General features: G+C 70.9%; 14 protein-coding genes and 2 pseudogenes. 10 read left to right on the top strand and 6 right to left on the bottom strand.

What is annotated here, in order from left to right; genetic code table 11:
* The first annotated feature begins 34 nt into the window (after window positions 1–34).
* From ACWCRJ_RS07190 to ACWCRJ_RS07180, 3 genes are all read left to right on the top strand, one after another.
* Window positions 35–850: a VOC family protein gene (locus ACWCRJ_RS07190; protein WP_450938350.1), complete on the top strand. Its 816-nt coding sequence runs from the start codon at window positions 35–37 to the stop codon at window positions 848–850.
* A gap of 123 nt (window positions 851–973) precedes the next feature.
* Entirely contained in the window at window positions 974–1,885 is a 912-nt protein-coding gene (locus tag ACWCRJ_RS07185; protein WP_450938349.1) for an alpha/beta hydrolase, read from the top strand.
* 224 nt (window positions 1,886–2,109) lie between these two features.
* On the top strand, window positions 2,110–2,805 hold the full coding sequence (locus ACWCRJ_RS07180) for an alpha/beta fold hydrolase (RefSeq protein ID WP_450938424.1): 696 nt from the start codon (window positions 2,110–2,112) through the stop codon (window positions 2,803–2,805).
* Window positions 2,806–2,851: 46 nt separating this feature from the next.
* On the opposite strand, the gene ACWCRJ_RS07175 is transcribed toward ACWCRJ_RS07180, so the two are convergent.
* A complete protein-coding gene (locus ACWCRJ_RS07175; protein WP_450938348.1) occupies window positions 2,852–3,649 on the bottom strand; it encodes an MBL fold metallo-hydrolase in 798 nt (265 codons plus the stop codon).
* 284 nt (window positions 3,650–3,933) lie between these two features.
* Between ACWCRJ_RS07175 and ACWCRJ_RS07170 the strand changes: the two genes are divergently transcribed.
* The 5 genes from ACWCRJ_RS07170 (at window position 3,934) to ACWCRJ_RS07150 (ending at window position 9,201) form a co-directional block, all read left to right on the top strand.
* Window positions 3,934–4,710, top strand: coding sequence for a Crp/Fnr family transcriptional regulator (locus ACWCRJ_RS07170; RefSeq protein WP_450938347.1), 777 nt, complete (start codon window positions 3,934–3,936; stop codon window positions 4,708–4,710).
* 87 nt (window positions 4,711–4,797) lie between these two features.
* The gene (locus ACWCRJ_RS07165; RefSeq protein WP_450938423.1) at window positions 4,798–5,685 is read left to right on the top strand and encodes a hypothetical protein; all 888 of its coding nucleotides are present in this window, start codon (window positions 4,798–4,800) and stop codon (window positions 5,683–5,685) included.
* A complete protein-coding gene (locus ACWCRJ_RS07160) occupies window positions 5,682–7,742 on the top strand; it encodes a hypothetical protein (RefSeq protein WP_450938346.1) in 2,061 nt (686 codons plus the stop codon). Before ACWCRJ_RS07165 ends, ACWCRJ_RS07160 begins: the two co-directional genes overlap by 4 nt.
* A 452-nt stretch (window positions 7,743–8,194) precedes the next feature.
* Window positions 8,195–8,662 (top strand): hypothetical protein, encoded by a 468-nt coding sequence (locus ACWCRJ_RS07155; RefSeq protein WP_450938345.1) that lies wholly within the window; start codon window positions 8,195–8,197, stop codon window positions 8,660–8,662.
* Window positions 8,663–8,736: 74 nt separating this feature from the next.
* A complete protein-coding gene (locus ACWCRJ_RS07150; RefSeq protein WP_450938344.1) occupies window positions 8,737–9,201 on the top strand; it encodes a Pycsar system effector family protein in 465 nt (154 codons plus the stop codon).
* Window positions 9,202–9,302: 101 nt separating this feature from the next.
* Here ACWCRJ_RS07150 and ACWCRJ_RS07145 read toward each other — a convergent pair.
* Window positions 9,303–9,578: pseudogene (locus ACWCRJ_RS07145) on the bottom strand (hypothetical protein); the annotation flags it as partial.
* A gap of 313 nt (window positions 9,579–9,891) precedes the next feature.
* Here ACWCRJ_RS07145 and ACWCRJ_RS07140 point away from each other — a divergent pair.
* Window positions 9,892–10,329 (top strand): VOC family protein, encoded by a 438-nt coding sequence (locus tag ACWCRJ_RS07140; RefSeq protein ID WP_037699363.1) that lies wholly within the window; start codon window positions 9,892–9,894, stop codon window positions 10,327–10,329.
* Window positions 10,330–10,338: 9 nt separating this feature from the next.
* Here the strand turns inward: ACWCRJ_RS07140 and ACWCRJ_RS07135 are convergent.
* Together ACWCRJ_RS07135 and ACWCRJ_RS07130 are read right to left on the bottom strand one after the other, a co-directional pair.
* Window positions 10,339–11,575, bottom strand: a pseudogene (locus ACWCRJ_RS07135) (IS110 family transposase).
* A 571-nt stretch (window positions 11,576–12,146) separates the two neighbouring features.
* The gene (locus tag ACWCRJ_RS07130; protein WP_450938343.1) at window positions 12,147–13,331 is read right to left on the bottom strand and encodes a magnesium and cobalt transport protein CorA; all 1,185 of its coding nucleotides are present in this window, start codon (window positions 13,329–13,331) and stop codon (window positions 12,147–12,149) included.
* 292 nt (window positions 13,332–13,623) lie between these two features.
* Between ACWCRJ_RS07130 and ACWCRJ_RS07125 the strand changes: the two genes are divergently transcribed.
* Window positions 13,624–14,781: a winged helix DNA-binding domain-containing protein gene (locus ACWCRJ_RS07125; protein WP_450938342.1), complete on the top strand. Its 1,158-nt coding sequence runs from the start codon at window positions 13,624–13,626 to the stop codon at window positions 14,779–14,781.
* 175 nt (window positions 14,782–14,956) lie between these two features.
* On the opposite strand, the gene ACWCRJ_RS07120 is transcribed toward ACWCRJ_RS07125, so the two are convergent.
* Window positions 14,957–15,754: a S1 family serine peptidase gene (locus tag ACWCRJ_RS07120; RefSeq protein WP_450938341.1), complete on the bottom strand. Its 798-nt coding sequence runs from the start codon at window positions 15,752–15,754 to the stop codon at window positions 14,957–14,959.
* 352 nt (window positions 15,755–16,106) lie between these two features.
* Window positions 16,107–18,965, bottom strand: a complete 2,859-nt coding sequence (locus ACWCRJ_RS07115) for a helix-turn-helix transcriptional regulator (protein WP_450938340.1) — start codon at window positions 18,963–18,965, stop codon at window positions 16,107–16,109.
* Window positions 18,966–19,145 lie beyond the last annotated feature (180 nt).

Raw genomic sequence — 19,145 nt, 5'->3', positions numbered from 1 at the left:
GATCACCGGATCCGCGAACGCGAAGGGGTATCCCGTGATCACCACCGACCTCACTCCCGGCTCCCCCTGCTGGCTCGACCTCGGCGCCCCCGACGTACCGGCCGCGGCGGCCTTCTACCAGTCGGTGCTCGGCTGGGAGTACGAGCCGATGGGCGGCGGCGGGGACGCGGACGAGGGCATGGAGGGCGAGGGAGGGGTCTTCCGGAAGGACGGCAAGATCGTCGGTGGGCTCGGCGAACTCACCGAGAAAGGCGCGCGCCCGGCCTGGATGATCTACTACACCGTCACCGACGCGGACGCCACGACCCGGGCCGTGGAGAGCGCCGGAGGCACGGTGCGCGTGGCGCCGCGGGATCTCGGCGACTGGGGGCGGATGGCGCAGTTCAGCGACCCGCAGGGCGGCCAGTTCGCGGCGTGGCAGCCGGGCGACAACGCGGGGTTCGAGCTGGCCGACGAGCCGGGCTCACTGTCCTGGACCGAGCTGTACACGACCGACGCCGCGGCCGCCAAGGAGTTCTACGGCGGCGTCTTCGGCTGGCAGTTCGGCGACATGCCCCTGCCGGAGGGCGCGGGCACGTACAGCCTCGTCACGCCCGCCGGACTTCCGGAGGAGCGGATGCAGGGCGGTGTGATGCAACTCGGCCCGCAGGACCTCGCACTGACGGACGGACGGCCCTACTGGCACCCCGTCTTCGCCGTCACCGACTGCGACGCCGCGGTCGCCGCCGTCACCGGGCACGGCGGCAGTGTGCAGATGGGACCCGTGGACATGGAGGGCGTCGGCCGGCTGGCCGTCTGTCTCGACCCGTCCCGCGCGGACTTCGTGCTCCTCGCCCCCGCCGAGAGCTGACCGGCGCGCCCGCGGGACCGCATGTCCCGGCTCCCGACCATTGCGCGAAACAGGAACAGCGGCCATCATCCCATCAACAGGAATCCTGTTAATTCAACGTTGTAGGGATGGGCGGGGCCGATCATGCCGTTCAGTGCCAGTTTCAAGGCCAGAGGGGTCCAGCTGCTGCTCAGCGGCGTCATGACCCGTGTCCACAAGGACCTGCGCTTCACCGATGTCCCGACGCGGACGGAAACCCTTCGGATCGAGACCGGCGCCGGACCGGTCCCGTGCACGGTCTACCGCCCGCCGGCCGACACCGCCGCCCCGGCCCCCGTGTACGTCAACTTCCACGGCGGCGGCTTCGTCGTGGCCCGCCCCGAGCAGGACGACCACATCTGCCGCTACATAGCCGCCACGTCCGGCTGCGTGGTGATCAACGTGGACTACGCCGTCGCGCCGCGGCGAGTCTTCCCCACCGCGGTCACGCAGGCCTACGACGTCACCGAGTGGATTGTCGAGAACGGCGCGGCGCACGGCTGGGACGGTTCACGGGTCGCCGTGGGCGGACACAGCGCGGGAGCCAACCTGGCCGCCGGGGTCTGCCGTACGGCCCGCGACCGGGGCACCTTCACCCCCCGCCTCCAGATCATCGACTCCGCCCCGCTCGACATGCGCGCCGACCCGGCCACCAAGCGGTCCCGCATCGCCAAGCCGCTGCTCACGCCCCAGCTCATGCGGATCTTCACCGCCGCCTACGTCCCCGACCCGGCCGACCTCGTCGACCCCCTGGTCTCGCCCGGCCTCGCCGACGACCTCACCGGACTGCCGCCCGCCCTCGTCATCACCGCCGAGAACGACCGTCTGCGCGACGAGGGCGACGCCTACGCCAAGGCACTCCAGGCCGCGGGCGTCCCGGTCACCCACCGCCTCTTCGAGGGCGTCGACCACTACTTCACCCACACCGGCCCGGTGCCGGAGGGCAAGGAGGCCATAGCCCTGATGGCCGAGACCCTCCGCACGGCGCTCGACGCCACGGTCCCCGACGCCGCCTGACGCGGCCCCGGCGACGGCCCGGCCTCACCCCTCGCCCAGCGCTGCGCGCATGCCATCTACGGCCGAACAGACCTCCCCCGTCACATCGTTGAGCGCGGGAGGTCTCGCCGCGGCGGGAACGGCCGGGTGGTCCGGGGCGCTCGAAGCCCGGGGACCGATGGCGTTAGCCTGAGGCGCAGCGAGAGGCCGGCGCTCCGTCGGTCTCCGTGGACGAAAGGCGCGATGTGCGGCTCCACACCCGGGAATGGGGCGCGGGTGAACGGACGGCCCTGCTCGTGCACGGCATCATGTCGGACTCCCGTACCTGGCGGCGCGTGGCCCCGGCGCTCGTGGAGCGCGGCTACCGGGTGATCGCCGTGGACCTGCGCGGCCACGGGGTCTCGCCGCGCGGTGAGTACAGCCCGGAACTCTTCGCCGACGACCTCGTCGACACGCTGCCCCGCCAGGCGGACCTGGCCCTCGGTCACTCCCTGGGCGGGCTCACCCTGTCACTCGCCGTGGAGCGGCTGCGGCCCCTGCGGGCGGTCTACTCGGACCCGGCCTGGTCCTCGGCCGACCCCGCCCGGCACATCGGCCCCGAGATCTTCGCCGCCTTCAAGCGCGCAGGCCGCGCGCAGACCGCCGCGCTCAACCCGCGCTGGGACGCCGAGGACGTCGACATCGAGATGGCCACGCTGGCCGCCTGGGACGCCGCCTCCGCGCACTTCCTCGGCGGCCGCCCACTCACCGGCTTCGTCCCCGACCGCCCCGCCGTGCCCTCCCTGGTCCAACTCGCCGACCCCAGCTTCCTGGTGGGGGCCGCGGACGCCGACTGGCTCCGGGCGAGCGGCTTCGAAGTCCGTACGGTCACCGGCGCGGGACACACCATCCACCGCGACGACTTCGACGGCTTCATGAAGTCCCTGGACGGCTGGATCTGACGTCCGCGCCGCCCGCCCCGCGAACCGGAGCGCCCCCGACCGGCTTTCAAGCCGTCCTTCGGGCCGTACCGCGAGCCCTCTCCCACAGCACGGGATCGTGCGCGTTGACGATGCTCAGGCCGCTCTCCTCGCGCCGGTGCAGCTCGGCGAGCCGGGCGTGGTTGTCGCGGACCTTCCTCCGGTCGTCCGCCAACAGGTTCTCCACCGCGCGCAGGGCGCCCGGCACCCGGGCGTGCGCGTCGAGCGTCGCGCGGTGGAAGAAGGCGTCACCGGCGTGCAGGACCCAGCCGCTTCCGGTGTCCACCGCGACGCAGGCATGGCCCCGGGTGTGCCCCGGCAGGGAGATCAGCACGATCCCCGGGGCGACGCCGTCGAGTTCCTCGGCGGCGGCGAAACCCCGCCACGCCTCACCGTCCGGGGTGTGCTCGACGATCTTCGGGCCGTGGGCCCACTGGACCGGCCGGTAGCGCGAACGCTCCCGCCGCGACGGGGAGACCATGGACCCCAGGGCCTCGGCGGCGGTCGTGTGGACCTGCGCGTCGGGGAAGTCGGCCAGCCCTCCGATGTGGTCGAGGTCGAAGTGCGTGACGACGATGTGCCGCACGTCGTCCCGCCGGAACCCGAGCGCCTCGACCTGCCGCGCGGCCGTCTCCTCCTCCCGGAGCACCGGCCTGAGCAGATGCCGGTCCCGCCCCAGCCGGCGCCGGGGATCGGCGACATCACGCAACCCGAACCCGGAATCCACCAGCACCAGCCCGCCCGGCGTCTCGACGAGCAGGACGTGGCAGACCAGCGCGCCGGTGAGCGGGAGCATGGTCCCGCAGTTGAGGTGGTGGACCTTCACGGCAGCACCGCTTTCGCGACGTCGACGGGAGAGCGACGTGACCCGCTCCCGGCCCCCTTCCAAGAGGACCGGGAGACAGCGTACGGCCGTCACTCCGGTCACGAGGCGGGGACCGGGGCTCCCGACAGGTGCTGGTGATCGGGCTCCTCAGCGCGTCACTCCCCTCCGGATCCCGCAGCCAGGATGCGCCCCGCCGGAGCCTAACGACCTCGTGCAAGGCGGTGTGCTCGCGGCCGAGCAGCGAGCTGGGCCGGACCGCCACGATCGCTTTCGGTCAACGTCATTTGATCGCCGATGTCGCCCGCAACATCGGCGTACAACTCGTGGGTCCGATGTGCACCGGTGCGGGCGTGATGGGAAGGCGACACGTGCTGTCCGACGAAGTCTGGCGCGACCTGCGCAGTCAAGGCGTGACCAGGACGTTTTCACAGCGCAGCGTGATGCTGCGGCAAGGATCCCCCGGGACACACCTCCTGGCCCTTACCTCCGGGTTGGCCAAGGTGGTGTGCCGAGAGCCCAACGGTGCCAAGACCTGGCTCGCGTTCCGAGGGCCGGGGGACCTCCTGGGCGAGGTCTCGGTCTTCAACGGAACCACACGCACGGCAGACGTTGTCGCCTTGACACCCTGTGCTGCGGTCGTCCTGGACGCCGAGCGCTTCGTGCGATTCGTCGAGGAGCGCGGACTGGTCATCCACCTGATGCGCCAGGCACTCGCCAGGATGCGCGAGTCGGACCTCCACCGAGGTGAACTGCAGACCCTGCCCTTGGTCGTGCGGCTGGCGCGCACGCTCCTGAGGCTGGCCGCGCTCACCGGTCAGACGGCGGAGAGCAACGCCGTTCGGCTCACTGGCCTGAACCAGGAAGAGGTCGCGCAGGCAAACGGCGTGACACGCAATGCGGTCATCAGCGCGTTGGGGCAACTGCGGGCCGTCGGGCTCATCGAAACGGCGCGGCGGGTGATCGTCATCAGGGACGTGGAAGCCCTGCAGCGCTGGGCGGCGGCCGATTGCCGACGGTCTGTGACCCGGGCCACACTCCATGCGCCCAGCGCTGTGCACTGAGCGGAGCGGCACGGATGGAACCTCGAAGCAGACCGACTACGGCTGCTCAACGGACCATTCGTCAGGAGATTCCGCGTGCCCGTCCCCATGCCTCATCCGTATGCCGAAAGCCGACCGCTCCCGCCCTACCGTGCCCTGTTCGCAGTTGACGCCAAGGACTTCACCGGCCTGCCCGCCGCTCAACACGGCCCGGTCAGCCAGCTCATTCCCCAACTCGTGGACCAGGCCCTCGAGCGGGCCGGCTTGCACCAGTTGCGCGATGCCCAGAGGTTTCCCGCCAATACCGGGGACGGCGTCGTCTTCGGGTTCGATCCGATGCATCTGCCCTTCGTGCTCTGGCCCTTCCTGGGCGTTCTGGACGACGTGCTCGGTTCGTACAACCGGCAGGCCGTCGGACCGCGGATCAGACTCCGGGCCAGCGTCCACGTCGGCCCGCTGCCCGACGGGGGCGAGCCCGGAGACGGCAACGGTACGGCCCGCAACGACCTGCACCGGCTCCTGGACGCACGTCCGGTCAAGGCGATCCTCGCCGCGGCGAGTGAGGAGGTGACCCACCTCGCCGCAATCGTTTCGGAACGGGTCTACGAAGACGTCGTGCTGGGCGCCTACACCGGGCTCCACCCCGACCGGTGTGTCGAGGTGTCGGCCACCGTCGAAGGAAAGAGCTTCTCGCAGCGGGCCTGGCTGTACGTCCCTTCGCCTTCCGGGAACCTTGTGCGGGCGGGCATCCAGCCGCGTGAGGAACCCGTGGGCGCGGTGCCGACGGCGCCCGCCGCGGCGCCGGACAGGGGGCCAGGCGCGGAGTACAGCGGAAACTCCCAGCATGTCGGGGAAGGCGCCGCGGTCATGGGCAACGTCGGTCGTGACTTCACCTATAGCGCGCCCACTACTACGTACCGCGGAACCAACCAGCACTGGGGCAGCGGAGACAACGTCGCGGGTGACAAGCGGGCCGGCGACGGGGATCATCGGTGAACGCCGGACCGGACCCGGCCGCTGAGCCGGACACCGACCAGCCTGATCTGTCGGCCGGCCCGGGCGCCGCTCAGCGCAGTTCCCTCCGTGAGGGCCGGCAACGGGTGGACAGCGGCGTCGCGTTGATGGGAAACGTCGGCGGTGACTTCACCTACCTGAACATCAGTGCGTGGAACGACGAGGCCACCGAGCGAATCCTCAAGCCGCGCCTGCGTGAGGGGCCCTATCCGGCGGAAGAGGTGCGCGGCCGGCTGTACGGATTCGTCGAACCGCCGTCGTACGCACGCTGTCGGAAGGCGCTGGACGGCCGGGTCGTGCTGCTCAGAGCGAGGGCCGGAACGGGCGTCGGCACGGCGGCGTTCGCCCTTCTCGCTGACAGGCACGGCGAGGGTGGCGTCACGGGCCTGGACGCGATGGTGGATTTGTCGACATGGCGCCCTCAGGTCGACCGTGGGTACCTCCTACAGGGGTTGCCGGCGGCATCCGCCCGAACCCTCGACGACGTACGGCTGGCGGGCCTGGCCGAGGCCTTGCACGCCGCCGGGGCGCACCTGGTCGTCACCATGGCGCAGGAAACCTGCTTGCCGTCAGACACCAGCCGGTGGGAAGCGGTGCATGCCGCGCCCGGACCGCACGAGGTCGCTGAGAGGCGACTACGGCTCGCGGCCGCTGAAGAGGGGCTCGACAGTGCACGACTGGACGTCTCACTGGGGCACCTGGCCTCCCCCGAGTTCACCGACTACCTCTCGACGCATCCGCTGCCCGGCGACGCCGTCGACGTGTCGCATGCGTTGCTGCAGTCCGTGGAGACCTCGGCACCGACCGGGTCCGTGCTCAAGGACCTCCTGACCGGCACCGAAGCTGCCGCCCGGTCCGCACTCGCTCAGGCTCGGCACAGTGCCGACAAGGTCTCCCTGATGGCGGCGATCGCCCTGCTTCCTGGACAGGACCGCACGGTGATCGAGCAGTTCGCCACAGCGATGCGCCCCCTGCTTGGTTCGCGTGCGGCCAAGAAGGGACAGAACGAGAGCCCCGAGGATCTGTTGCCGGACATCCTCGGCCCTTCGTTCGAGGACCGACTCGAATCCATCGGTGCCCGCCCACTGGCACCTCGTACGTCTACCGCCGACCGGTACCGCTACCCCGTGCAGCCGATCGTCTTCTCCGGCAGGCACCGCTCGGCGACACTCCTGCGGCACCTGTGGCTGGACTTCGAAGGCATGCCGGAAGTGCTGTGGGAAGCGCTCGAGCAGCTGCGCTATCAGCCAGGCCTCGATCTGGCCGCAGGAGAGGCCATAGGCCGGGTACTCGCGCACGCCACCGGCCCCGGCGCGCTGACTCAGCTGCACCGCTTCGCCTCCTCGAGCGACCGTTGGCGCCGACGTCTGGTCGCAGTCGCGCTGGGAGAGATCGTCCAGCATCCGCTGGTGTCGGGTGCGGTCAAGGAGCAGATGCGCCGGTGGAGCCGATCGTCCGCGGTTCTTCGCTGCACGGTCGCCGAGACCTGTGCAGGTAGCTACGGTCTCGCCAGGCCGGCCGCGGCTCTCAAGCTCCTGGACACCATCCTCGACGGCTCCTCACCGGAGCTGGAGGCGAAGCTGCGTGCGGCCGTCGCCTTCGCGCTGGGCGCTCTCCTCACCGAGGAGGGGAACCACGTCGCGGTCCTGGAGACGGTGGCGAGGTGGCTGGAAACCGGCCGGGGAACACCCCGGCACACGTTGGCGGTGCACGTTGTCCACTCCCTGTCGCTTTCGACGTTCCCTCAGCCGGGGGCACCAGGCGCCGGCCGGATGAGCCTGGCCCAGACTTTGGAGCGCTGTCCGGCGCAGGGCTTCGCCATCGTCGTGCTGGGCCTTGACGATCCCGCCACCTACGAAGCGGTGGCCCAAGGGCTGGGGCGGATCGAAACCGAGCCCGACATGATCCAGAGGACGGCCTTCGGCCATGTGCTGAGCGAGCTCTCCCGTACCGCTCGCCATCGGCGGGGAGTCATCCGTTTCCTACTGGGGCGCCACCGAGATCACACGAACGCGTCGCGAAAGGTGGGTGTGTCATGAGTAGGCCACTGTTTGCCCCGGTCAAGTCTGCACCGGTCCGGCAGCTGTTGCGGCAGCGGTTCGGATCGACTTCGGATCGCGCGCTGGTCTTCCTCTCGGATCAGGAGGGGGACCGCCTCGAACCCCCTCGAGGCGGAGACTTCTGGGGGTACCCCCGACCGTCGTTCCGGACCGCCTTCCGGTGGGAGTTCGACTCGTTCGGGTGGGTCTCGCTGGCGGAACGCCGGACCGTGGTGGAGGTGCCACGCCGGGACCCCGCGACATCCACCCCATCGCGAGCACGCTACGAAGTCGCCTGGAAGGTCAGCAACCCGGTGGTCGCGGCGCGTAGTGGCCTCACGGAGGACACCGCGTGCCGGCTGATCGACCAGGACGTCCGTGGAAGTGGCGGACTGCCGGGTGCTTCTGATCCCCTTCGACAGCCGCCGATTCTGTACGGGACGACTCAGGTCGTGCCCCCTGGCCAGCCACGGAGCATCGACGGGTCGGGTCTGACCTACTGGTTCCTGGACCCTCCAGCCGGCCTTCTGCCGGCTTCGAGTCATCCGGCCGAACTCCTCCTTCCGTCGGGCTTCGGTGAGGCCCACCGCGAGGCGTACCGCTTCTACCGCGAGGTGGTTGCCGGTGGGCCGGTCGGTCTGGCGGCGCTCTGGCTGCTCCACCACCCGGACCAGGCCAGGGAGGTGCTCGACTGGACGGTCGCACACGACAAGCTGCTCACCGAGCGGGATGGATGGGAGCGGACGTTGGCCGCAACGCTCCAGGGGCTGACGAAGGAGGACCGGGGCTTCGTCGGGGTGAACCTGGCACGCCTCCTCGGCGAAGTCGGGGTACCCCAGGGTGAGGAGGTGTTGCGCGGGCTGGATGACACGGGTGTACCGCGCAGCGGCTCGAACGGCTTTCACGGAGGGACGCCGTGACAAGGGGTCTGTCGTCTCGCCCCGCCCGGTTGAGGACCCGGCCCGAACGCCATGCCTCGGACACGGACCACGCGGTGGTTCTGTCGCGAGAACTCATCGCGCAGAACTACTTGGAGATCGGGCGGGCTGACGGCAAGGCGGCCATTCTTCTGGCTACAGGGGGAACACTCTTCGGATTCTTTCTCGTACGGCGTCCCCTTGATGCCGTGTGGGCCGTTCCCCTGTGGTGGACGGCAGCGACCACCACGACCGGGGCGTTGGTCTTTCTCCTCCTGGCTCTCGCCCCGCGCCGTGGGGCACGAGCCGGAGAGGGGTGCGGCCTCCTCGCATACTACGAAGACGTGGTGCGTGCGGAGACGCGCGCCGATTTGTCGGCTGGGCTCAGGAGGGACGGTTCGGATCCTCACCCCCGGCTACTCCGTGCGCTGAGAGAGACCAGCAGGATCGCCCGAGCCAAGAACCGCTGCGTGCGGTACGCCATAGTCCTGCTGCTGCCGGCGATCACCGCGGCGTTCCTGATGCTTGCGCTCGGTCACTGACCGGCGCACCGTCTCGCAGAAGCTCGGAGGGCCCTCGGAAGCTTCGCAACCGATCCGCTGGCACGGAGGTATCTGCCAGAGGGATTCCCGCCCGAGTGTGATCAGTCGATGTCGGGGTCACCGGACTCTTCGAGGAGACGCGTCGCGAGATCGTCGGCCCATTCCACGGCCCAGGCGCGTAGAGCGGTGATCGTGGCGCCGTCGAGGCCGTAGGCGGTGAAGGCTTCGTCGTCGGTCCACTCGGCGCCGGTGAGGTTCGCCTGGAGGTCCTCGCGCTCGAAGCGGCCGCGGGCGTGGCGGCGGCCGAACTCTTCGAGCTCGGCATTGGTCCAGCGGCGGGAGGCTGCGAACACGTCGATCAGGTCGCGGGGCGCTCCACACCTTTCCGATGGCGCATCACATGGAGTGTGTGGCCACCCTCGCACCAACTCGCGAAGGTCTCGACCTGCTCTTTTGTCGGTGCGTGTTGTGTGTACTGATGCCCGGGAACGGGCGGTGCGGGAACGGACGGACTCTCAGTCGCAGGAAGCGGCCGCCACCGTACCTTCCGATGGAAAAGACCTACAGCCGTACAGCTGGCCGTCATCGATTCCCAATGCCGTTCGTCAAGCCGCGGCGCACGCTTGAGGTAGCGGGCAGGAGGTGTCGGAGGTGCGCGGTACAGTCCGTTCATCCGACTGGGGAGGGCTCATGGCGACCAAGTGGAGCTTGACGATCGACTGCGCGTACCCGGGGAAACTGGCCGCGTTCTGGGCGCTGGCGTTGGGCTACGAGGAGAAGCCCGCGCCCGCAGGGTTCGGGAGCTGGGAGGAGTGGTTCTCGCATCATGAGGTTCCGGAGGACGAGTGGGATGACGGGGCGTACCTCTCAGATCCGGACGGCGTGGGCCCTACCTTGTCCTTCCTGAAGGTGCCGGAGCCGAAGGTGGCGAAGAACCGGCTGCATATCGACGTGCAAGTTGGTGGCGGCCGTGAAACCCCGTGGGAGGTGCGCTGGCCGCGCGTGGTCGAGGCGGTGGAGCGGTTGACCGCTGCGGGCGCGACCGTGGTCCGTGAGGACGAGTTGCAGGGCAGGCCGGATCACGTGGTGATGGCAGACCCGGAAGGTAACGAGTTTTGCCTGGTCTGACGGGGTCGGTCAGGCCAACTGGCCGCGCGCAGCGTGTCGCGTCCCTTCCTGTGCGGCAGCCCTTGCCGGCGGAGCTGGCTCGTAGCGCCGTCCGTCGCGCAGAAGGGCCCAGAGGACGTTGACGCGGCGGCGAGCGAGAGCCAGGACGGCCTGGGTATGGCGCTTGCCCTCGGCACGTTTGCGATCGTAGAAGCGCCGGGATTCCTCGCAGTGGCGGATGCTGAACAACGCCGAGGTGCAGAAGACGCGTTGGAGGCGGCGGTTGTATCGCTGCGGGCGGCGGGCGGCGCAGGTTCCCGCTCAGCTTCCCGGAATCGCGGGGCACCGGGGCGACGCCGCCGAAGCCGGCGAGGCGGCCTGCGGTGCGGAAGACAGTCATGTCGCCGCCGGTGGCTGCCAGGAACTCGGCGCCGAGGATGATGCCCAGGCCGGGCATGCTGGTGATCACCTCGAAGGTGTGGTGGTCGCGAAACCGGGCCTCGATGGCCTTGTCGAGCTCGGCGACCTGCTGGTTGAGGCTCATCACTTCCTTCGCCAGGGTGTGTACCAACGTGGCGGCCAGCTTCTCGCCGGGCAGGCTCGTGTGTTGCCGTTCGGCGGCCTGGACCGCGGTTTCGGCGAGCCGGTCGGGGCGGACGACGTGGCGGTTGCGCAGCCAGGTCTCCAGCCGCTTGGCGCCGATCCGGCGAATGGCTGCGGGGGTCTGATAGCCGGTCAGCAGGGTGAGCGGGCCGGTGTTGGTGAGGTCCAGGGCCCGCTCCAGGCCGGGGAAGATGCCGGTGAACTGGGCACGGAGGCGGTTGACGGTGCGGGTCCGGTCGGCGACCAGGTCCATGCGGCGGCCAGTGAGGATCTTGAGATCGATGACGGTGTCGTCGCCGGTGCGTAAGGGGTGCAGGTCCCGGCGGAGGCGGACCTGGTCGGCGATGACGGCGGCGTCCTTGGCGTCGGTCTTGCCCTCGCCGCGGTAGCTCTCGGAGGCGCGGTGGATGGCCCGGCCGGAGATGTAGTGGACCGGCTGGTCGTGGTTGACCAGGAGAGCGATGGCCAGGGCGGCTCCGCCGTCGGCCAGGTGGATGCCCCAGGTCACCTCGTTCCCCAGGGCCAGGACGTCGGCGAGGAGTTCGAGTAGTTCGGGTTCGTCGTTGGCGACGCGTCGCGACAGCAGCCGGCGGCCGCTCTCGTCGATCGCGACGCAGTGATGGTGGGCTTTGCCTGCGTCGATGCCGGTCCAGATCGCGGCCATGTGGTGCCTCCGTACGGTGTGGTGCTGGTGCCTCCCGACGGACGACCTCGCTGTCGATTCCCTACGGAGCGATCATTCGCAATTCCTAATTGGCAGCCGAGTCGTCGTGGGGCATCGGGCGGCCAATCGATGAAAGCCACAAGTGGCAGAAGGTTGAAAGCCACACCCGACGCCCCCGGGTGGATGAACCATACGAAGGGCTCAACACGTCCCGCAGAACAACGCAGGGAAGGTGGACTGGACAGGATCGTCGGCGAACAGGGGCAGCCGAAAATTCTCACTGTCTGTGATGTGGCTGCAGCGGCGGTGATGTCGCGCGGGGGTGCCGAACAGGAAGCCATGCGGGCCAGTTGCCGAAAAATCCGAGGCGGGGGCTGTCATTCGTTTCTCCCCGGATTCTCCCCAGCGGCAGCAAGTGCGCAAAAGGCTTGGTCAGGGGCTCTTTGGAGGTAGGGCGAGGAGATCACCCGCATCACTTCTCCCCAGCGGCTCCCCAAAGCCGGTTACGGCGCCATTTTCGAGAGATGCGAGAGTAAACAGAGTCAGTGACTGGAGGTGCGATCGCCTGACCCTAGAGCCAGTCCCGCCGCTTGAAAATCACGTACAAACTCACGCAAACAACCCCCATCAGACAGATCGCGAAGGGGTATCCGAAGCTCCAGCCCAACTCCGGCATGTGCTCAAAGTTCATGCCGTAGATAGTTCCCACGAGCGTGGGGGCAAAGAGAATCGCCGCCCACGACGAGATCTTCTTGATCTCCTCGTTCTGTTCGAAGCCCGCCTCCGCCAACGCCCGCATCTCCGCGTTCTGTTGCTGGGTGACGAGGGTGGCGTTCACCGTGAGGATCTCGGTGAGGGCCTGGCGGAAGCCGTCGACCCGTTCGCTGGTGTGGGTCACGTGGTCGGCGACGTCGCGGAGGTAGCGCTGGAGTTCGTCGTCCGTCTCGTACTTGGCGAAGCCGGCCATGAGGCTGTGCAGCATGCCGACGAGGGGGCGGGTGGCGCGCTGGAACTCCACCATCTCGCGGGAGAGTTCGTAGATGCGCCGGGAGACCTCCGGGTCGCCGCGGAAGACCTCCGTCTCGATCTCGTCCACGTCGTTCTGCACCCCGGTGACGACGGGCGCGTACCCGTCGACCACCGCGTCGAGGATGGCGTAGAGGACCGCCTCGGGGCCGAGCTTCAGCAGCTCCGGGGTGTCCTCCATGCGGCGGCGGACGGCCGACAGGTCCGGTGCCGCGCCGTGCCGGACCGTGATGACGAAGTCCGGCCCCACGAAGACGTGCAGCTCACCGAAGTCGACCTCCTCGGAGGCGTCGAGATAGCGGGCGGCGCGCAGGACGACGAAGAGGGTGTCTCCGTAGCGCTCCAGCTTGGGACGCTGGTGGGCCTCCATCGCGTCCTCGACGGCGAGCGGGTGGAGGTCGAACTCGGCGGCCAGGGAGAGGAGTTCGCCCTCGGTCGGGCGAGCGAGGCCGATCCACGCCATCCCGGCCGGCGCCTCCCGCAGCTCGCGGAAGGTGTCCGCGAGCGTGGCGGGGGAGGAGACGCGTACGCCGTCCTGGTACAGGGCCGCCTCCACCACGCTGGCCGCCCGTTCGGCCGGGGTCGGCGCCGCCGGTTCCCGGCTCGGGGTCGCGGGCGGGGCGGGTGGTGCCGACGCGGGGGGCAGGGCGCGGCGCCAGCCGGACTTCCGGCCGCCCCTCGGGGCAGGGCCGGCGCTCTCCGAGCCCCGGCGTGCGCGTCGATCGGCCATCGTGGATGCCTTCCGAGTTGCGCGTCACGTACGACTGTGCGATCAACGAGCAGGATATACGGGGCAAACGGCGCGGGGGTGGTGAGGGGTGGACGACGCGACGCGGGAGACGCGGCGGTGACGGCGTCGCGGGCCGTGGACGGGTGCCGCGGCATGCCCGGCGGCGGGAGCACGGAGCGCGTCGTCGCACACCGCTGCGCCCGGTGAGGAGCAGATCGCCGCGAACACGGAGCGCGCGCGTCGAGACCATCGCGGACGGAAGCTGTCCGCAACTCCCGCTAGCGTGCGCGGCATGACGAACAAGGCGACCCAGACCGCCCCCCGGCTCGGCACCCAGGCCCTCAACCGCGCGACCCTGGCCCGCCAGCTCCTGCTGCACCGGGCGCCCGTGTCCGCCGAGGCCGCCGCCCGGGCGACCGGCGGCCACACACCCCCGCCCATGTCCGCCCACGCCGCCATCACCCACCTCCTCGGGCTCCAGGCGCAGAACGTACGGCCGCCGTACTACGCCCTCGCCGCCCGGCTGGACGGCTTCGCGCCCGAGCAACTGTCGGCGCTGATGGCCGACCGGGACGTCGTGCGCATCGTCACCATGCGGTCCACGATCCACACGCACACCGCCGACGACTGCCTCTCCCTGCGGCCGCTGGTGCAGCCGGCCCGGGAGCGGGAGCTGAACATGTTCCGCAAGGGGCTGGCCGGGGTCGACCTGGAGCGGCTGGAGGCGATCGCGCGGGAACTCGTCGAGGAGGAGCCGCGCACCCTGAAGCAGTTGCGCGAAGCCCTGATCGTGGAGTGGCCGGACGCCGACCCGTTCGCCCTCGGCCTCGCCGCGCGCTGCCGGCTGCCGCTCGTGCAGGTCACCCCGCGCGGCCTGTGGGGCAGGAGCGGACAGGTCGCCCTGACCACCGCCGAGCACTGGCTCGGGCGTCCCGCCCAGCAGGCCCCCGCGCCCGAGACCGTCGTCCGGCGCTATCTCGCCGCCTTCGGGCCCGCCTCCGTGAAGGACATGCAGGCCTGGGCCGGAGTGACCCGCCTGCGCGAGGCGTTCGAGCGGCTGCGACCGGAGCTGCTGGTCTTCCGCGACGACCGCGGCACCGAACTCTTCGACCTCCCGGACGCGCCTCGCCCCGACCCCGAGACCCCGGCGCCGCCCCGGCTGCTCCCCGAGTTCGACAACCTGCTCCTCTCCCACGCCGACCGCTCCCGTGTGGTCCCGCCGGACCTCAAGGGCCGTTCCTGGCAGGGGAACCAGGCCTATCGCACCTTCCTCGTCGACGGGTTCCTGGCCGGTGTGTGGAAGCTCGACGGGCACCTCCTCACGCTGGAACCGTTCGGCGCTCTCACCGGGCAACAGCGGACCGACCTGGTGGAGGAGGCCGAGCGGACGCTCCGCACCCTGCCCGGCGACGGACCGTGCGACATCCGCTTCGGCACGGTCGCCACGTGATCCGCTTCGGCACGGTCGCCACGTGATCCGCTGAGCCATCGCGGCCACGTGAGCCGGGCGCCCGCCCCACGCATGGAGAGAGGGCGCCGCGAACCGCTCGTGGCAGGTTCGCGGCGCCCCCTGGCAGTTCCCGGGGGCGTACCCCGGGAGTCCGTCGGCGCGCGCCGGGCCTCGGCTACGAGGCGATCTGCGCGGCCACCGTGTTGGAGAAGGTGGTCAGCCGGGTGTAGATGCCGGGGTACTGCGCGTCGGCGCAGCCGTAACCCCAGGAAACTATGCCTGCCAGGACGCCCCCGATCATCAGGGGACCGCCGCTGTCGCCCTGGCAGGTGTCGACGCCGCCGGAGGAGAATCCGGCGCAAACCATGGAGCTAGCCACGAACTCGGAGCCGTAGGAGCTGGAGCTGCCGCAGACCGAGTCGGCCACGACCGGGACGGTCGCGGTGCGCAGCTGGTTGGAGGAGGAGCCGCCCGAGGAGGTGGTGCCCCAGCCGATGATGCGGGCGGTGGTGCCGGCCGCGTAGACGCCCGTCTGCGAGGCGCTGACGTACGACGCCGTGGTGTAGGGCTGCGCGACGGCGAGCGTCAGCACGGCCACGTCGCTGGTCATGGTGGAGCTGTTGTAGTTCGGGTGGATCCAGATCTTGCTGAGCGTGCTGACCGTGCCGTTGGTGCCGTTGCGGTAGGTGCGGCCGCCCACGACGCGGGTGCTGGAGGTGGTTCTGCCGACCATGCAGTGCGCGGCGGTGATCACCTTGGTGGGCGACACGAGGGTGCCACCACAGAACTGGCTCTGCGAGGCGTTCGTGATCTGCATGACGTACGGGTACGCGCTCGCGGTGGTGGTCGTACCACCCACGATGGGCTGGGGAGCGGCGACGGCGCCCGGCGCGGTGAGCAGCGCGGCCGCGGCGGCGGCAGCGGTGGCGGCGGCGGCGACCATCGACTTCTTGACGCGGTTGAACCCGAACATGGTTCTCCTCAGGGGGGAGTTGCCGGTGGGGGACGCGCGGGTGGGGGGGTGGAGCACAGAGCCTGCGGTGCCGCCCCCGCTCGGGGGAGCCGAGCGGGGGCGGCGGGCCGGTCTGTGTGCCCTGGCGTGCGGCACGTCACAAAAAATAGGAGCCGGAGCGATCCCCTCCCAAGGGGGGATCCCCCTAAGGGAGTTGGGAAGGGAAAACCCTCGATGACCCGGGCCGGGGTTTGAGCCTAGGCTGGAGCCGCAAGGTCGCTGCGCGCACCTGGTCCCGCCGAGGCGCGGCGGACGGGGACGCGACGACAGGGCCCAGGTCCCGGGAGGGGCTCGTCAGCCGGTCCCGGGGAGGTCAGTTCGTACGGTGTCCCGCCGCCAGTCGCACGATGTCCACACGCGACCGGATGCCCAGCTTCCGGTAGACGCGCGTCAGTGTCGCCTCGACCGTCTTCACGCTGATGTAGAGCCGGCCGGCGATCTCCCGGTTGGTCGCACCCTCCATGACCAGTTCCGCGACCTGTCGTTCGGTCGCCGCGAGCACGGCGAGGGCGTCCAGCGCCGAGGGTGCGATCGCGGGCTGCTGCGGGGGCGCCGGGGCGACGGAGGCCTCCTCCACCCGACGCAGCCACGGCAGGGCACGGCAGCGGCGGAACAGCCGGGACGCCTCGTCGTACGAACCGGGCCCGGACGCCGGCGCCGCCCCCGGCCGGGCGAGGCCCGGCCCCTGAGGAAGGGCGCGCAGCCCCGCGAGGGCGAACGCGGCCCGCGCCTCCTCCAGACCGTAGCCGAGCTTGGCCAGCCGGTCCTGCGCCGATGTCAACTGCCGTACGGCGGCGTCCTGTTCACCCCGCGCCGCGCGCACCAGCGCCTCGGCCCGGTCGAGGACGGCGAGCACACTCTCCCGGCCGAGCCGCAGCGCCTGCTGTCGGGTGACGTCGATGACGTCCTGGGCCTCCGTCAACTCGTTCACCCGCACCAGGGCTTCGGCGAGATCGCCGTGCCACCGGCCGCGCGCGGGATCGTAGATGCCGAGGCCGTCCTCCAACTCCCGTACGCGGCGCAGGGACTGCACCGTGCCCGGCGCGTCCCCGGCGACCAGCTGGGCGTGCCCGAGGGCGCCCAGGGCGCGGGAGAGGTACATCAGGTCGCCGTCCTGCTCCGCGCGGTCGGCGGCCTCGCGGGCGAGCGCCCGGGCCCGCTCCACATCGCCGCCGGCGGCCTCCGCGAGCGAGGTGAGCATGGCGGACGCGCCCTCGCCGATACCGGAGTCGCGGGCGAGGACATAGCCCTCACGGGCGAGGTCGAGCGCCCGGCCGCAGTGCCCGGAGCGCAACTCGGTCTCGGCGAGGAAGCGCACGTAGTGCACCTCGCTCTCGACCATGCCGCGCCGGCGCACCTCGCGCAGCAGCGAGGTGATCGTCGCGCGGGCCTCGCCGAGCTGGTCGCTCATCATCAGCCAGCGGAAGCGGGTCGCGCCCGCCCCGTTGTGGTGGCAGGCCAGCTGCGGGTCCTGTGGCTCCTTCAGCGCCCGCTTGATCGTCATGGGCGCGTCCGGGTGGCCCATCAGCATCTCGGTCTGGGCCTGGAAGGAGAGCGCGAGCAGCTCGGTGCGCCGGTCCTCGGCCCGCGCCGCCAGTTCCGCGGCCCGGGCGGCCTCCTCCCGGCTCTGCGCGAAGTCGCCTTCGAGGACCAGGGCGCGCCAGGCCAGCTGGTAGCGGACCAGGCCGAGCAGCCGCGGGTCGTCGCCCGCGTCGGCGAGGACCTGCGGGTACACGGCGTCGACCTCGGCGAGCGACTGCCCGGCCGCGTCGATCACCACCATCCAGGCCCGGACCCGCTCGGCGGGCTCGGTGGCCCGGCTCAGCACCTCACGGGCGATGTCCCGGCCGAGGTCGTTCTCCCCGGCGGTCAGCGCGTCCTCGGCGGCCTGCAGCCGCCGCTCGTCGGGCCCCGGTGTGGCGTCCGCCGGGGTGCGCCGGGCCGAGAGGAGCCCCAGCTCGGCGGCGACCGAGGGCGCGCCCCGGTCCCGGGCCACGGCCGCGGCCTCGCCGAGCCGCGCGGCGACCAGCGGATCCGCGCCGTGCGTGGACAGCGCCAGGTGCCGGGCCCGCTCGATGGGGTCGACGGCGGCGGTGGACAGCGCGGCGTGGGCGGCCCGCCGCTCCTGGGCGGTCGCCTCGGCGTACAGCGCGGCCGACACCAGGGGGTGCGCGAACCGTACTCCCGGACCCTCCCGCTCCGGCGCGAGCAGCCCCAGCTCGACGGCCTGCGCGGCCTCGGCCTCGGCGTTCTCCCGCCCGGCGGCGCGCAGCAGCGCCACCGTGGGCCGGGCACCGGCACTGGCGACGAGCAGGGTGCGGCGGGCCTCGGCCGAGAGCATGTCCAGCCGGTTCAGGACCAGGGTCCGCAGCGAGGTCGGCACGGGCAGCTGCTCACCGGGACGCGGCGGCGTCGGGCTGTCGGCGAGGGCACGGCCCAGCTCCAGGGCGAAGAGCGGGTTGCCGCCGCTGGTGCGGTGGATGTCGCGCACGGCGGAGCGGGGCAGACCGGTGTGGCCGCGGTGCTCCAGCAGCTCGGCGACGTGCGTCCTCGACAGCGGGGTGAGCCGGAGGGCGAGGGTGTCGGGCGGGGACGCGCGTAGATACTTGTCCTGCTCGTGACCGTGCGGGTCCGTCGAGGTACGCACGGCGCACAGCATGCGCACCGGCAGCTCGCCCAGCCGCCGCGCGGCGAACCCGAGCAGCTCCACACTGGCCGGATCCAGCCATTGGAGGTCGTCCGCGACGATCAGCACCGGGCCCTTGGCGGCCAGGGCGCGCAGGGTCGACAGCACGGCCAGCCGGAGCGCCAGCCCGTCGCGCTGGAGGGTGGACTCGCCACGGCCGGTGAGCGCGGACTCCAGCGCGGTGCGCTGCGGCGCGGGCAGCTGCTCGGACACCTCGTCCATGACCAGCCCGAGCAGATCGGTCAGCGCGAGGAACGGCAGATGCGACTCGGACTCGGTGGCCGAGCAGCGCAGGACCGTTCGTGCCGATTCCTCGTATTCGGCGGCCAGAGCGCGCAGGGTCGTCGATTTCCCGATACCCGCGGAGCCGTGCACGAGCACGCTGCCGCCCCGCGCCAGCTGTTCACGAGCCGCCGTGAACAGCTCCTCCCGGCCAATGACCAGGTCGGGGCGGGGTCTCCCAGGCTCCTTGTACTCCCGTCGCACGGGCCACCGCTCCCCTCGAGTGTCGTGTCCGGGCCAATATTAGGCGTCCGGTCTTTGAATTTCGGCACGTAGACCTGGTGTGGGAAATAACAGGAAGGGTACGGCACAGGGAATTTCACCTGCCCGTTACATGAAAGCCGAGCTGCGCAACGCCCCCGTCGGGGCACGGGACCACGCCCG

Source organism: Streptomyces sp. NPDC002324, assembly GCF_053593335.1.
The sequence above is the reverse complement of the archived record's forward strand: the minus strand, read 5'-3'. Positions and strand labels throughout refer to the sequence as shown.

Excerpts from the sequence above, each read along its gene's own strand:
- ACWCRJ_RS07185 (WP_450938349.1), top strand. The coding sequence starts at position 974 with ATGCCGTTCAGTGCCAGTTTCAAGGCCAGAGGGGTCCAGCTGCTGCTC.
- ACWCRJ_RS07165 (WP_450938423.1), top strand. The coding sequence starts at position 4,798 with ATGCCTCATCCGTATGCCGAAAGCCGACCGCTCCCGCCCTACCGTGCC.
- ACWCRJ_RS07130 (WP_450938343.1), bottom strand. The coding sequence starts at position 13,331 with ATGGCCGATCGACGCGCACGCCGGGGCTCGGAGAGCGCCGGCCCTGCC.
- ACWCRJ_RS07140 (WP_037699363.1), top strand. The coding sequence starts at position 9,892 with ATGGCGACCAAGTGGAGCTTGACGATCGACTGCGCGTACCCGGGGAAA.
- ACWCRJ_RS07125 (WP_450938342.1), top strand. The coding sequence starts at position 13,624 with ATGACGAACAAGGCGACCCAGACCGCCCCCCGGCTCGGCACCCAGGCC.
- ACWCRJ_RS07120 (WP_450938341.1), bottom strand. The coding sequence starts at position 15,754 with ATGTTCGGGTTCAACCGCGTCAAGAAGTCGATGGTCGCCGCCGCCGCC.